Genomic DNA, 13454 nt, shown 5'->3' with positions numbered 1-13454 from the left:
TCAGCCGCCAGACGTGCCGGAGGAACTGCCAACCGACCCGCTCGGGGCTGGCGCTGGGGCGGGCGCAGGTGCAGGCGACGAAGCGGCGGGCGCGGGCGCCGGAGAAGCCGCTGGCGCGGGCGCGGGCGCGGCACCGGCGTCGCTGCCGCTGTCACTGGCCGGTGCCTTGGCCGCACCGCCCTTGTTGCCGTCGCGAAAATCGGTCACGTACCAGCCCGAGCCCTTGAGCTGGAAGCCGGCCGCAGTCACCTGTTTGGCGAAGTCGGGCTTGCCGCAGGACGGGCAAACCGTCAGCGGCGGATCGGAAAGTTTTTGCAGCGCATCCTTGGCAAACCCGCAGGACGCGCACTTGTAGGCGTAGATTGGCATGGCGTTGCGACCGCAAAGTGGCGCAAAACCTTCAATTATAGGCGGCGCCCCCTTTTTCCAGGGGTGCCGCGCGCGCCGCGCCGCTCAGGCCGACGAGCCTTCGTAATGCGGCACGTGGCCCTTGTGATCGGCCAGCCACTGTGGCGCCAGCGAGCCGAAGACCATGCCCGTGATCGCCGCCAGCACACCCGCCAGCTGTTGCGGGAAAGCCTCATGGAGCATGGGGCTGGCGACAAACAGCAGCCACACGCCGATGCCCATCACCACCGCCAGCAGCGCACCCTGGGTGGTCGCGCGCTTCCAGTACACCCCAAAGGCCAGCGGCACGAAGGCGCCAACCAGCGGCACCTGGTAGGCGCCCGAGACCAGTTCATAGATGGACGAGCCCTCCATCGTGATGGCGTACACCAGCACACAGCAGGTGAACACCAGCACGCCGATGCGCATCGCCTTCAGCGTCTGGGCGTCGCTCATGCCGGGCTTGACGTTGCGCAGGATGTTCTCGACGAACATGGTGGACGGCGCCAGCAGCGTGGCCGAAGCCGTGGACATGATGGCCGACAACAGCGCGCCGAAAAAAGCCACCTGAAGCCCGATCGGCATGTGCTGCATGACCAGTGTGGGCAGCACCTTCTGCGGGTCGTCGGCCAGCAGGCCGGCGGTGCCGGGCATGACCATCAGCGCGGCGATCACCACGAACATGGGCACGAAGGCGAACACGATGTAGAGCGTGCCGCCGATGATCGGGCCGCGCTGGGCCGTCGTGGCGTTGTTGGACGACATCACCCGCTGGAACACGTCCTGCTGCGGGATCGAGCCCAGCATCATGGTGATGGCCGCGGCAAAGAAGAAGATCCACTCCTTGGCGCCGCCGGTCGGAAAGAAATTGAACTTGCCGTGGTCCGCCGCGTAGGCCACCACGTTGTCGGCACCGCCCGCCATGCCGGCCGCGTACCAGGCAATCGCCAGCAGGCCGAGCGTGATCACGATCATCTGCACAAAGTCCGTCAGCGCGACCGACCACATGCCGCCGTACAGCGTGTAGACCAGCACCACCACCGTGCCGATCACCATGCCCAGCGTCAGGCTGATGGCGCCGTGGCTCAGCAGGTTGAACACCAGGCCCAGCGCCGTGATCTGCGCGCCGACCCAGCCCAGGTAGCTGATGATGATGATGACGGAGGCCAGCACTTCCACCACCTGACCGTAGCGCTGGCGGTAGTAGTCGCCGATGGTGATGATGTTGCGGGCGTAGAGCTTGCGCGCGAAGAAGAAGCCCACCAGGATCAGGCACATGCCGGCGCCGAACGGGTCTTCCACCACGCCGCCCAGGCCGTCCTGCACGAACTTGGCGGGCGCGCCCAGCACGGTTTCCGAGCCAAACCAGGTGGCGAACGTGGTGGCGATCACCACCGCCAGCGGCAGGCTGCGGCCCGCCACGGCGTAGTCGGCGGTGTTCTTCACCCGCGTGGCGGCGTACAGGCCGATCGCGATCGACACCACCAGGTAAGCGACGATGAAAGTCACCAGCATGGCGACACCCCCAGCGCGCCGCCCGGCGCCACACGCTTGCCCATCTTCACCTCTGCCAGTTACTTTATTTTTGATAGCTGCCCGCGCAGATCCATCTAGCGCTGGAGGCCGATTTTTATCAGAACAACCGAATGCGGAACACGAACTGCATGGCGATCAGGCCCAGCACGAAACCCAGGCCGCCGTAGATGATGCGTTGCAGCAGCCAGTTGGTGCGCCGCTGCTGCTCGGCCAAATCCTTTAGCTCGCGCCGCAGGTCGTCGATCGGCCGCTGCTGCAGGTAACCGTGCAGCAGGCGCGGCAGATCGGGCAGCATTTTGGCGTAATACGGCGCCTGGTCCTTCAGCTCGCGCCAGACGCGCTTGGGGCCGATCTGGTCGAGCATCCATTTTTCAAGGAACGGCTTGGCCGTGTGCCACAGGTCCAGGTCCGGGTCAAGCTGGCGGCCCAGGCCTTCGACGTTGAGCAGCGTCTTCTGCAGCAGCACCAGCTGCGGCTGGATCACCACGTTGAAGCGGCGCGAGGTCTGGAACAGCCGCATCAGCACCATGCCGAGCGAGATGTCCTTCAGCGGCCGGTCGAAGTACGGCTCGCACACGCTGCGGATGGCCGCTTCCAGCTCGTCCACGCGCGTATCAGGGGGTACCCAGCCGCTTTCGATGTGCAGTTCGGCCACGCGCTTGTAGTCGCGCCGGAAGAACGCGGTGAAGTTCTGCGCCAGGTATTCCTTGTCGACCTCGGTCAGCGTGCCGACGATGCCGAAGTCCAGCGACACATAGCGCCCGAAGGTCGCTGGCTCCAGGCTGACCATGATGTTGCCCGGGTGCATGTCGGCGTGAAAGAAACCGTCGCGGAACACCTGGGTGAAGAAAATGGTCACGCCGTCGCGCGCCAGCTTGGGGATGTCCACACCGGCGGCGCGCAGGCGCTCGATCTGGTTGATCGGCACGCCCTTCATGCGCTCCATCACCAGCACTTCGGGACGGATCAGGTCCCAGAACATCTCGGGGATCAGCACCAGGTCCAGCCCCGCCATGTTGCGGCGCAGCTGGGCGGCGCTGGCGGCTTCGCGCACCAGGTCCAGCTCGTCGTGCAGGTACTTGTCGAATTCGGCCACCACGTCGCGCGGCTTCAGGCGCTTGCCGTCGGCCGACAGACGTTCGACCCAGGTCGCCATCATGCGGATCAGGTCGATGTCCTGGTCGATCACCTTGGCCATGCCAGGGCGCAGCACCTTCACGGCCACTTCGCGCTCGCGCTCGTGCTTGTCGCGCAGGGTGGCGAAATGCACCTGGGCGATCGACGCGCTGGCCACCGGCTCGCGCTCGAAACTCAGGAAGAGCTGGTCGATCGGCTTCTTGAAGGCGCGCTCGATGGTGGCCACGGCCACCTCGGCCGGAAACGGCGGCACCCGGTCCTGCAGCAGCGCCAGTTCGTCCGCGATGTCGGGCGGCAGCAGGTCGCGCCGGGTCGACAGCACCTGGCCGAACTTGACGAAGATCGGGCCCAGGCGCTCCAGCGCCTCGCGCAGGCGCTGCCCACGCGGCGCCGACAGGTCGCGCCCGACCGAGGCGATGCGGGCCACCATGCGCAGCCCCGGGTGCTGGAAGCTGGTCAGCACCAGCTCGTCCAGGCCATAGCGCAAGGCCACCCACGCGATGTAGGTGGCGCGCAGCAAACGCCTCATCGCGCGGCCTTGTCCTGACCGGGCAGTTTGCTCACGAAGTTGCGCAGCGCGTCGGCCATGCCGCGGCCCAGGTTGGCCAGCGTGTGGGCCGGCGCGTCGCCGATCAGGCGCGACAGGTCTTCCTCGGCGTCCCAGCGTACGTGGTCGACCAGCCAGTTGACCTCGGCGGCGAACTGCACGTCGCCCTCGATGCGCACCGCTGGGCGTTCGCCCTGCATGGCGCTGCGCGCCAGGTCCAGCGGCGAGGTGTCGGTGACGGTGAGCAGCAGGTCCGGCTTGGCCTGCGGCGCCAATTCCCACAGCCCGGCGGGCGTGGCGGCCAGCTGCATGGAGAAGTCGCGCCACTGCGCACGCACGACGCGGCCCTTCTGCCTGGCCAGGCGCGCTTGCGCCTCGGGCTCCTGCATCAGGACGTGGTTGAACATCAGCACCAGGCGGTGCTGCGCCTCATCGACCAGCCACGTGGGCGCCTGCAGCTTTTCCGTCAGCTTACCCAGCGCATCGGCCAGCAAAGAAAAAGGGGACTGTGTTGCCATAGACCCCGATTATTCCCGACAAAAGCAGCGCGGCGGCCAAAAAGGCCGCCGCGTGAAAAAAGGCATGGAACAGGCAGATGGCCCTACAGCCACCTGCGCAGGCAGCTACGATTATTGCAGCGCCTGCACCCCTGCGACGAGCCAGCCACCGCGGCCGTCGCGCGGCTTGGTCATGTTCCAGACTTCGCGGAACGGGCTCGGGCTCGGTTCGTCGTTCTCGCGGATCATGCCGTTGAACTCGACGCTGGCCATGTAGACGTCGTCCAGCTCTTCGATGCCGAGCAGCTGCGCGTCCAGCGACACCACGTCGGTCTTGTTGACCCGGCCGGGGGCCTCACGCTCGCGGTCGTTCAGCTGTGCCTGGATCTCGTTGAGCATGTTGTTCGTCATCATCGAGCGCAGGGCCGGGATGTCGGAGCGGTCCCAGGCGTCCTGCAGGGTGATGAAGTTGCGCTTGGCGGCGTCGGTAAAGCCCTGGATGTCGAAGTCGGCCGGCACACCCCAGGTCTGCGAACCGCTCAGGCCCGAACCGATGATCGAACCCTGGTTGGCGCCGCCAGAGAAATGCGTGGCTTGCGATTCCCACGGGCGGGCCGAGGCGTCGTTGCCAACCTTGGTCGGGTTGTACTGCGGCGGCGTGGCCGGGCTGGCCCGTCCGGCGCCCTGGTAGGCCATACCGCCGTTGTTGGCGCCCGCCCGCGAGCGGCGCACCGCGCCGATCACGGCCATGACGACCACGCCCAGCAGCAGGATCAGCAGCAGGTTGGCAAAACCCGCACCCAGGCCGAGCGAGTTGGCCAGCCAGGCCAGGCCCAGACCAGCGGCGATGCCGCCCAGCATGGTGCCCCAGGGCTTGCGCGCAGCGGCGCCCGCAGCGGCAGTGCCGGCGCCGGCAGCGCCCGCGGCCTGCTGCTGGTTGCCAGGCGCGGCCGGCGGCGTGGCCTGGCGCTGCGTCACGTTGCTGGACTGGCGGCCCATGGATTTGCCGCCACCCAGGCGACGCGCCTCGGCCTCAAAAGTGAAGGCGCCCACGAGCACGACCGCCATGAGCAGCGTGAACAGGCGCGAAACGATGTTGCTCAATTTCATGTCTGTCTGACCTCCAGTAAAAATATATGTCTGAGCGGCGTTCAGCCGCATTTGATGCCGACGTGCAGGGCGACCACCCCACCCGTCATGTTGTGAAAATCGACGTGGCCGAACCCATTGACCTTCATCAGGTCCTTGAGTTCCTGCTGATTGGGGTGCATACGGATGGATTCGGCCAGGTAACGGTAGCTGTCGGCGTCGCCGGCCACCAGCTTGCCCAATTTGGGGAGCACATTGAAGGAATACAAGTCGTAGGCCTTGCGCAGCGGGCGCGCAACGTGCGAGAACTCAAGCACGAGCAGGCGGCCGCCGGGCTTGAGCACGCGGGCCATCTCGCGCAGCGCGCCGTCCTTGTGCGTCATGTTGCGCAAGCCGAAGGCGACACTGACGATGTCGAAATGGCCGTCGGCAAAGGGCAGGTGCTCGGCGTCGCACACCACCGTGGGCAGGATCACCCCGGCGTCGAGCAGGCGGTCGCGCCCGGTGCGCAGCATGGCTTCGTTGATGTCGGTGTGCACCACCTCGCCCGAGCGCCCGACCTTTTTGGCGAAGGCCTTGGCCAAGTCGCCCGTGCCGCCCGCGATGTCCAGCACGCGCTGGCCTTCCTGCGGGTTGGCCACCATCATGGTGTAGGCCTTCCAGGCGCGGTGCAGGCCGCCCGACATCAGGTCGTTCATGACGTCGTAGCGCGAGGCGACCGAGTCGAACACACCGCGCACGCGGCGCGCCTTGTCCTGCTCGTCAACCGATTCGTATCCGAAGTGCGTGGTGGCCATGGTGGCTGCATCCTAAGGCATCGCGCGAGCAAAACCCAGCGTTCTGGGAGTATCGCGCCACACCATATTTAAAAGAAAAGTGCCTGCAGCGCTAGAACCACCTGCGCCGCCAGCTATCACATTTATAGTGAAAACAAACGCTACGGGGCGCGCCCACTACCGCCACCGCGGCCGTTGGTCTGCGCCATCAGTGGGAATGACCGCAGGCGCCGCCCGCCGCCACCGGCATGGGCGCGTCGCGCTCGACCCCGGCCGCCGCGAGGCGTGCCTCGTATTCCTGCCACAGCTGCGCCTCGTTCTGGCCCAGGTGGTACAGGTAGCCCCAGGTGAAGATGCCGCTGTCGTGCCCGTCCGAAAAGGTCGGCTGCACGCCATAGTTGCCGACGGGCGCCAGCGCCTCGATGGTGACCTCGCGCTTGCCGGTCTGCAGCACCTCCTGGCCCGGTCCGTGGCCCTGGACCTCGGCCGAGGGCGAGTAGACCCGCATCAGCTCGAACGGAATGTGAAAGTGCGCACCGTCGGGAAAGCGCAGTTCGATCACACGCGACTTGGCGTGGACGGTGAGGGCTTCGGGTGCTGGCTGGGTAGCGATGGCGGCCATGGCTGAACAGGGCGAACGGGGCGCCCGAGGGGCGATGCAAAGCCCGATTGTGCCCGTCCGCACACCGCCCCTGGCCGGTCAGGGGCAGGCGTGGCGTGGCGCCCACGCCCCGCGCGTCAGCGGGTGACCCCCGCGGTATAGTGGCGCCGACATGAACACCCCCCGCCTACAGCGCACCATCTTTTTGCTGCTTCTCGCGGGGGTCACCCTCGCCTTCCTCTGGATCCTGACGCCCTTCTTCGGCGCGGTGTTCTGGGCGATGGCACTGGCCCTGCTGTTCAACCCGCTGTTCCAGTGGATCCGCCATCGCATGGGCGGGCGGGCAACGCTGGCCGCGCTGGTGACCTTGCTCATCGTGCTGATCATCGTGATCCTGCCGCTGACCCTGATCGCCAGCACCCTGGTGGTCGACGTCACCACCTACCTGCAGCGCGCGCGCGCGGGGGAGATCGACTTCCGCGCCTACCTGCAGCACATCGTCGACGCCATCCCGCACTGGGCCAGGGCGTGGCTGGACCGCTTCGGCTTCGGCAACCTGGAAAGCATCTGGGAGAAGATTTCGGCCGGCCTGCTGCAGGGCGGCCAGCTGCTGGCCACGCGCATCCTGGAAATCGGCCAGAACACCTTCCAGTTTCTGGTCAACGTGGTCGTCACGCTGTACCTGCTGTTCTTCCTGCTGCGCGACGGCGTGCCGCTGGCGCGCATGCTGCGCGAGTCGGCGCCGCTCGAGCCGTCGCACACGCGCTATCTGCTGCAGAAATTCACCACCGTGGTGCGCGCCACCGTCAAGGGCAACGTGCTGGTCGCCATCGTCCAGGGCTTCCTGGGCGGGATCGCGCTGTGGGCGCTGGGCATTGGCGGTGCGGTGTTCTGGGGCGTGGTGATGGCCTTCCTGTCGCTGCTGCCCGCGGTGGGTGCTGCGCTGGTGTGGGCGCCGGTCGCCATCTACTTGGCGGCTACCGGCCAGCTGTGGCAGGCGGCGGCGCTGACGGCCTGGGGCGTGCTGGTGATCGGCCTGTCGGACAACGTGTTGCGCCCGGTGCTGGTGGGCAAGGACACCAAGCTGCCCGACTACGTGGTGCTGGTCACGACGCTGGGCGGCATGTCGCTGTTCGGCATCAACGGCTTCGTCATCGGCCCGACCATCGCCGCCATGTTCATGGCCTGCTGGGCGCTGTTCACGCGCGACGGCGACGACGACACCGAAGCCGCGGTGAGCGCGGCGGACGAGGACGACGAGCCGGTGCGCACCGCCCGCTTCGCCCGCGCCCGCCTGCGCGAGGCGCCGGCACGCACGGCGGAGCCGCACTGGCTGGACACCGAGGAAGAGCGCGAGATCGAACGCCTCGCACCGGACGAGCTGGACGCCTGGCAGGGCCCGGACACCGTGCCCGTGCCACCGCCACCGCCCGCCAGCCAGCCAGCACCCACGGACCGTTTCTGAGCGCGACCAGGGCTCAAGCCCCGGCGCCGTCGCTCAGACCAGCACGCGCTCGATGCCGCCGGCGTTCGCCGTGTCGACGTATTCGCGCAGCCAGTTTTCGCCCAGGATGCTGCGCGCCATCTCGATCACGATGTAGTCGGCCTCCAGCAGGCCGTTCTGCAGATCGTCCTCGTAGCGCTTGAGGCCCTGCAGGCAGCTTGGGCAGCTGGTCAGGATCTTCACGTTGGCCGGGTTGGCCACGTCGCCCGGGCCCTTGCCGCTGGCCTGCATCACGGCGCGCAGCTCGGCCTCGCCCTTGCGGATTTCCTCTTCCTTGCGGAAGCGCACCTGGGTGGAGATGTCCGGCCGCGTCACGCCCAGCGTGCCGCTTTCGCCGCAGCAGCGGTTGCTTTTCAGCACCTGGTCGCCCAGCAGCGCCTTCACAGTCTTGGTGGAGTCCTGCAGCTTCATGGGGTTGTGGCAGGGCTCGTGGTACAGATACGCACCCTGGTCGGCCGCGGGCAGGGTGATGCCTTTTTCCAGCAGGTATTCGTGGATGTCGATGATGCGGCTGCCCGGGAATATCTTGTCGAATTGGTAGCCCGAGATCTGGTCGTAGCAGGTGCCGCAGCTCACCACCACGGTCTTGATGTCCAGGTAGTTCAGCGTGGTCGCCACCCGGTGGAACAGCACCCGGTTGTCGGTGATCATCTTGTCGGCCTTGTCGAACTGGCCGCTGCCGCGCTGCGGGTAGCCGCAGCACACGTAACCCGGCGGCAGCACGGTCTGCACCCCCGCGTGCCACAGCATGGCCTGCGTGGCCAGGCCCACCTGGCTGAACAGGCGCTCAGACCCGCAGCCCGGGAAGTAGAACACCGCCTCGGTATCGGCCGTGGTCGCCTTCGGGTTGCGGATGACCGGCACGTAGGCACGGTCTTCGATGTCCAGCAGCGCGCGCGCCGTCTTGCTGGGCAGCCCGCCCGGCAGCTTCTTGTTGACGAAGTGGATCACCTCTTCGCGCAGCGACGGCGCGCCCACGGTGGCGGGCGGGTGCTGCGTCTGGTGGCGGCCAGCCACCTTGAACAGGTCGACCGCCGCACGCTGCGCCTTGAAGGCCACGCCCGTCATGCCGGCGCGCGCGATGTTGATGACGCGCGGGTCGGTCGCGTTCAAGAAGAACATGGCCGCGGCGTTGCCGGGGCGGAAGCTCTTCTTGCCCATCTTGCGCAGCAGGTTGCGCATGTTCATGGTGACGTCGCCAAAATCGATCTTCACCGGGCAGGGCGACAGGCACTTGTGGCACACGGTGCAATGGTCGGCCACGTCTTCAAATTCTTCCCAGTGCTTGAGGCTGACGCCGCGGCGCGTCTGCTCTTCGTAGAGGAAAGCCTCCACCAGCAGCGAGGTCGCCAGGATCTTGTTGCGCGGGCTGTACAGCAGGTTGGCGCGCGGCACGTGGGTGCTGCAGTCGGGCTTGCACTTGCCGCAGCGCAGGCAGTCTTTGATGCTGTCGGCAATGGCGCCGATGTCGCTTTGCTGCAGGATGATCGACTCGTGCCCCATCAGCCCGAAGCTGGGCGTGTAGGCATTGGTCAAATCGGACCGCAGCGCTTTACCAGACTGCGCAGGCAGCTCCTGATTTCGCAGCAATTTGCCGCGGTTGAAGTGCCCTTGCGGGTCCACCTTCTGCTTGTACGCGGCGAACGGCGCCAGCTCGGCGTCGCTCAGGTATTCCAGTTTGGTGATGCCGATGCCGTGCTCGCCGCTGATCACGCCGTCCAGGCGGCGCGCCAGCGCCATCACGCGGTCCACCGCCTCGTGCGCGGTCTGCAGCATGGCGTAGTTGTCGCTGTGCACGGGGATGTTGGTGTGCACGTTGCCGTCGCCCGCGTGCATGTGCAGCGCGATCCAGACGCGGCCCTTGAGCACACGCTGCTGCACATCGCCCAGCGCCTTCATCAGCGGCTCGAAGTCGGCGCCGGTGAAGATCTGCGCCAGCGGCTCGCGGATCTGCGTCTTCCAGCTGGCGCGCAGGCTGTGGTCCTGCAACTGCGGGAACAGCGTGTCCACGTCGCGCAGCCAGCCTTGCCACAGGCTGCGCACGTCGCGCACCACGGTCAACGCCTGCGCCACGCGCTCTTCCAGCAGTTCGGGCGATGGCGGCTCGGCGCCCTGCTCCGGGCGGCCGATCGGCAGGTTGCCCCGCGTCAGGAACAGCTCCAGCTCGTCGGCCAGCTCGATCTTGTTGCGCAGGCTGAGCTCGATGTTGATGCGCTCGATGCCGTCGGTGTATTCGGCCATGCGCGGCAGCGGGATCACCACGTCTTCGTTGATCTTGAAGGCGTTGGTGTGGCGGCTGATGGCCGCGGTCTTCTTGCGGTCGGCCCAGAACTTCTTGCGCGCGTCGGCCGACACGGCGATGAAGCCTTCGCCCGAGCGCGAATTGGCGATGCGCACCACCTCGCTCGTGGCGCGCGCCACGGCGTCGGCGTCGTCACCGGCGATGTCGCCGATCAGCACCATCTTGGGCAGGCCACCGCGCTTGGACTTGGTGGCGTAGCCCACGGCGCGCAGGTAACGGTCGTCCAGGTGCTCCAGGCCTGCCAGCAGCACGCCAGAGCGGCCCGCCTCGGCAAACATGAAGTCCTTGATCTCGACGATGCTGGGCACCGCGTCCTTGGCGTGGCCAAAGAATTCCAGGCACACGGTGCGCGTGTGCTCCGGCATGCGGTGCAGCACCCAGCGCGCACTGGTGATCAGGCCGTCGCAGCCTTCTTTTTGCACGCCCGGCAGGCCGGCCAGGAACTTGTCGGTCACGTCCTTGCCCAGGCCTTCCTTGCGGAAGGTGCTGCCCGGGATGTCCAGCCGCTCGGTGCGCTGCAAGGTCTTGCCGCTGGCGTCGAAGTACTGCAGCTCGAAGCTGGCGACTTCGGCGTCGTGGATCTTGCCCAGGTTGTGACCGATGCGGGTAACTTCCAGCCAGCCGCCATCGGGCGTGACCATGCGCCAGCTGGCTAGGTTGTCCAGCGCCGTGCCCCACAGCACGGCCTTCTTGCCGCCCGCGTTCATGGCGATGTTGCCGCCGATGCAACTGGCCTCGGCGCTGGTCGGGTCGCAGGCAAAGACCAGGTCGGCGCCTTCGGCCGCGTCGGCCACGCGCTGGGTGACCACGCCGGCTTCGGTGTGGATGGTGGGCACGTCGACGTCCAGCCCCGGCAGGCGGATGCGCTCGACCGGGCCCATCGTGATCAGCTTTTCGGTGTTGATGACCGCGGTCTTCCAGTCCAGCGGAATCGCGCCGCCGGTGTAGCCGGTGCCGCCGCCGCGCGGGATGATGGTCAGGCCCAGGTCGATACAGCCTTTGACCAGGCCGGCCATCTCGGCTTCGGTGTCGGGCGTCAGCACCACCAGCGGGAATTCGACGCGCCAATCGGTCGCATCGGTCACGTGACTGACGCGCGACAGACCGTCGAACTTGATGTTGTCCTTGTGCGTGTGCTTGCCCAGCGCGCGCGCGGTGCGCCGGCGCAGCTCGGCCACCTTGTCGAAGGAGCGGTTGAACGCGTCGACCACGGCGCGCGCCAGCACCAGCAGCTCGGCCACCAGCGCGTCGCGGCTAGCATCGTCGTCGGGCGTGCGGCGCTTTTCGATCTCGGCCAGGCGGTGGTGCAGGGCTTCGACCAGCGCCGCGCGGCGCTTGGGGTTGTCCAGCAGGTCGTCCTGCAGGTACGGGTTGCGCCGCACCACCCAGATGTCGCCCAGCACCTCGTACAGCATGCGCGACGACCGGCCCGTGGCGCGTTCACCGCGCAGATCGCTCAGCAAGGCCCAGCCGCGCTCGCCCAGCAGGCGCAGGACGATCTCGCGGTCAGAAAAACTGGTGTAGTTGTAGGGGATCTCGCGCAGGCGTGCCGGCTCGGCGGCCTGCGACACCAACGCGTTCAGCGCGGTCGGAGCATTCATCGGGGGAAGCGCACCACGGCAGGGCGCCGCGCGCCCTTGAACCGGGCCGACAATTTTAATGGGGGTGGGCAGCCCATGGGTGGGCGGTGATTTTTGGCCCGCCAGGCTGTGGGTCTGTCGCCCGACCCCGAGCCGCCGCTACAGCAGCATGCGCGAGCGGATCGTCCCCGGCACCTTGGCCAGCGCCTCTCGCGCTGCGTCCGACGACGCGGTATCCACGTCCATCACCACGTAGCCCACCCCGTCCTTGGTCTGCAGGTACTGCGACGCGATGTTGACGTGCTGCTCGGCAAACACCTGGTTGATGGCCGACAGCACGCCCGGCACGTTGTGGTGCACGTGCAGCAGGCGGTGCCTGCCGGGGTGCGCGGGCAGCGCCACTTCAGGGAAGTTGACGCTGCTGGTGGTGGTGCCATTGTCGCTGTACTTGACCAGCTTTTCCGCCACCTCCACGCCGATGTTGGCCTGCGCCTCCATGGTCGAGCCGCCGATGTGCGGCGTCAGGATCACGTTGTCCAGGCCGCGCAGCGGGGACTGGAATTCCTCGTTGTTGCTGCCCGGCTCCACGGGGAAAACGTCGATCGCGGCGCCCCACAGCCGGCCGGACTTCAGCTCGGCCGTGAGCGCATTGATATCGACCACCGTGCCGCGCGACGCGTTGATCAGGATGCCGCCGTCCTTCATGGCGGCAAGCTCGGCCGGGCCGATCATCCAGCGCGTCGACTCGTTCTCCGGCACGTGCAGGCTGACGATGTCGCTTTGCGCCAGCAGATCGGGCAAGGCGTAGACCTGGCGCGCGTTGCCCAGCGGCAGCTTGGTCACCACGTCGTAGAAGGCAACGTGCATGCCCAGCGATTCGGCCAGCACCGACAGCTGCGTGCCGATGGAGCCGTACCCCACGATGCCCAGCGTCTTGCCACGGATCTCGTGCGACTGCGCGGCCGACTTCATCCACCCGCCCCGGTGCACGAGCGCGTTCTTGGCCGGAATGCCACGCAGCAACAGGATGGCCTCGGCCAGCACCAGCTCGGCCACCGAACGGGTGTTGGAGTACGGCGCGTTGAAGACCGGCACACCGCGCTCGCGCGCCGTCGCCAGGTCGACCTGGTTGGTGCCGATGCAAAAGCAGCCGGCGGCCACCAGCTTGGGCGCGGCGGCCAGCACATCGGCCGTCAGACGGGTCTGCGAGCGGATACCCAGGAAATGCACATCGGCCAGCTTGGCCTTGAGTTCATCGCCCTGCAGCGCGCGCGGCAGGGTTTCGATCTGCGAGTAGCCCGCAGCGCGGATCAGCGCTTCGGCCGACGGGTGGATGTTCTCCAGCAACAGGAACCGGATCTTGCTTTTGTCGAGGGAAGTCTTGCTCACGGGCGCACCTGGAAAAGCCGCATCGGGCGAGGGAAAAATGGGCAAATTCATCCTAGCATGGTGCACTGCAACATCAACGGCAACGCGGACATTGGGGCGCCGCACGCGA

General features: G+C 67.1%; 10 protein-coding genes. 1 reads left to right on the top strand and 9 read right to left on the bottom strand.

What is annotated here, in order from left to right:
- From FVQ98_RS05465 to FVQ98_RS05435, 7 genes are all read right to left on the bottom strand, one after another.
- Positions 1 to 369, bottom strand: coding sequence for an FmdB family zinc ribbon protein (locus tag FVQ98_RS05465; RefSeq protein ID WP_147912414.1), 369 nt, complete (start codon positions 367 to 369; stop codon positions 1 to 3).
- An 84-nt stretch (positions 370 to 453) separates the two neighbouring features.
- Positions 454 to 1902 carry a high affinity choline transporter 1 gene (locus FVQ98_RS05460; RefSeq protein WP_147912413.1) on the bottom strand — a complete coding sequence of 483 codons (1449 nt, stop codon included), beginning with the start codon at positions 1900 to 1902 and terminating at the stop codon, positions 454 to 456.
- 118 nt (positions 1903 to 2020) lie between these two features.
- Positions 2021 to 3589 carry a ubiquinone biosynthesis regulatory protein kinase UbiB gene (gene ubiB, locus FVQ98_RS05455; protein WP_147912412.1) on the bottom strand — a complete coding sequence of 523 codons (1569 nt, stop codon included), beginning with the start codon at positions 3587 to 3589 and terminating at the stop codon, positions 2021 to 2023.
- Positions 3586 to 4125, bottom strand: coding sequence for a hypothetical protein (locus FVQ98_RS05450; protein WP_147912411.1), 540 nt, complete (start codon positions 4123 to 4125; stop codon positions 3586 to 3588). Before FVQ98_RS05450 ends, ubiB begins: the two co-directional genes overlap by 4 nt.
- A 111-nt stretch (positions 4126 to 4236) precedes the next feature.
- Positions 4237 to 5214 carry a Tim44 domain-containing protein gene (locus FVQ98_RS05445; RefSeq protein WP_370512921.1) on the bottom strand — a complete coding sequence of 326 codons (978 nt, stop codon included), beginning with the start codon at positions 5212 to 5214 and terminating at the stop codon, positions 4237 to 4239.
- Between the two features lie 41 nt (positions 5215 to 5255).
- The gene (ubiE, locus tag FVQ98_RS05440; RefSeq protein ID WP_147912409.1) at positions 5256 to 5990 is read right to left on the bottom strand and encodes a bifunctional demethylmenaquinone methyltransferase/2-methoxy-6-polyprenyl-1,4-benzoquinol methylase UbiE; all 735 of its coding nucleotides are present in this window, start codon (positions 5988 to 5990) and stop codon (positions 5256 to 5258) included.
- A 187-nt stretch (positions 5991 to 6177) separates the two neighbouring features.
- Positions 6178 to 6591 (bottom strand): gamma-butyrobetaine hydroxylase family protein, encoded by a 414-nt coding sequence (locus FVQ98_RS05435; protein WP_147912408.1) that lies wholly within the window; start codon positions 6589 to 6591, stop codon positions 6178 to 6180.
- Between the two features lie 151 nt (positions 6592 to 6742).
- Here FVQ98_RS05435 and FVQ98_RS05430 point away from each other — a divergent pair, with 151 nt between their 5' ends.
- Entirely contained in the window at positions 6743 to 8035 is a 1293-nt protein-coding gene (locus FVQ98_RS05430; protein WP_147912407.1) for an AI-2E family transporter, read from the top strand.
- A 33-nt stretch (positions 8036 to 8068) separates the two neighbouring features.
- Here FVQ98_RS05430 and FVQ98_RS05425 read toward each other — a convergent pair whose 3' ends face one another.
- Both FVQ98_RS05425 and serA read right to left on the bottom strand, forming a co-directional pair.
- Entirely contained in the window at positions 8069 to 11977 is a 3909-nt protein-coding gene (locus FVQ98_RS05425; RefSeq protein WP_147912406.1) for a DUF3683 domain-containing protein, read from the bottom strand.
- Between the two features lie 138 nt (positions 11978 to 12115).
- Positions 12116 to 13345: a phosphoglycerate dehydrogenase gene (gene serA / locus FVQ98_RS05420; RefSeq protein WP_147912405.1), complete on the bottom strand. Its 1230-nt coding sequence runs from the start codon at positions 13343 to 13345 to the stop codon at positions 12116 to 12118.
- Positions 13346 to 13454 lie beyond the last annotated feature (109 nt).

This window comes from Ottowia flava, assembly GCF_008017535.1.
GTDB classification, from domain to species: Bacteria; Pseudomonadota; Gammaproteobacteria; order Burkholderiales; family Burkholderiaceae_C; genus Ottowia; species Ottowia flava.
This window is presented reverse-complemented; position numbering and strand designations above follow the sequence as displayed.

Bases quoted from the DNA above. Each gene is read 5' to 3' on its own strand.
- FVQ98_RS05465 (WP_147912414.1), bottom strand. From the start codon at position 369: ATGCCAATCTACGCCTACAAGTGCGCGTCCTGCGGGTTTGCCAAGGAT.
- FVQ98_RS05460 (WP_147912413.1), bottom strand. From the start codon at position 1,902: ATGCTGGTGACTTTCATCGTCGCTTACCTGGTGGTGTCGATCGCGATC.
- ubiB (WP_147912412.1), bottom strand. From the start codon at position 3,589: ATGAGGCGTTTGCTGCGCGCCACCTACATCGCGTGGGTGGCCTTGCGC.
- FVQ98_RS05450 (WP_147912411.1), bottom strand. From the start codon at position 4,125: ATGGCAACACAGTCCCCTTTTTCTTTGCTGGCCGATGCGCTGGGTAAG.
- FVQ98_RS05445 (WP_370512921.1), bottom strand. From the start codon at position 5,214: ATGAAATTGAGCAACATCGTTTCGCGCCTGTTCACGCTGCTCATGGCG.
- ubiE (WP_147912409.1), bottom strand. From the start codon at position 5,990: ATGGCCACCACGCACTTCGGATACGAATCGGTTGACGAGCAGGACAAG.
- FVQ98_RS05435 (WP_147912408.1), bottom strand. From the start codon at position 6,591: ATGGCCGCCATCGCTACCCAGCCAGCACCCGAAGCCCTCACCGTCCAC.
- FVQ98_RS05430 (WP_147912407.1), top strand. From the start codon at position 6,743: ATGAACACCCCCCGCCTACAGCGCACCATCTTTTTGCTGCTTCTCGCG.
- FVQ98_RS05425 (WP_147912406.1), bottom strand. From the start codon at position 11,977: ATGAATGCTCCGACCGCGCTGAACGCGTTGGTGTCGCAGGCCGCCGAG.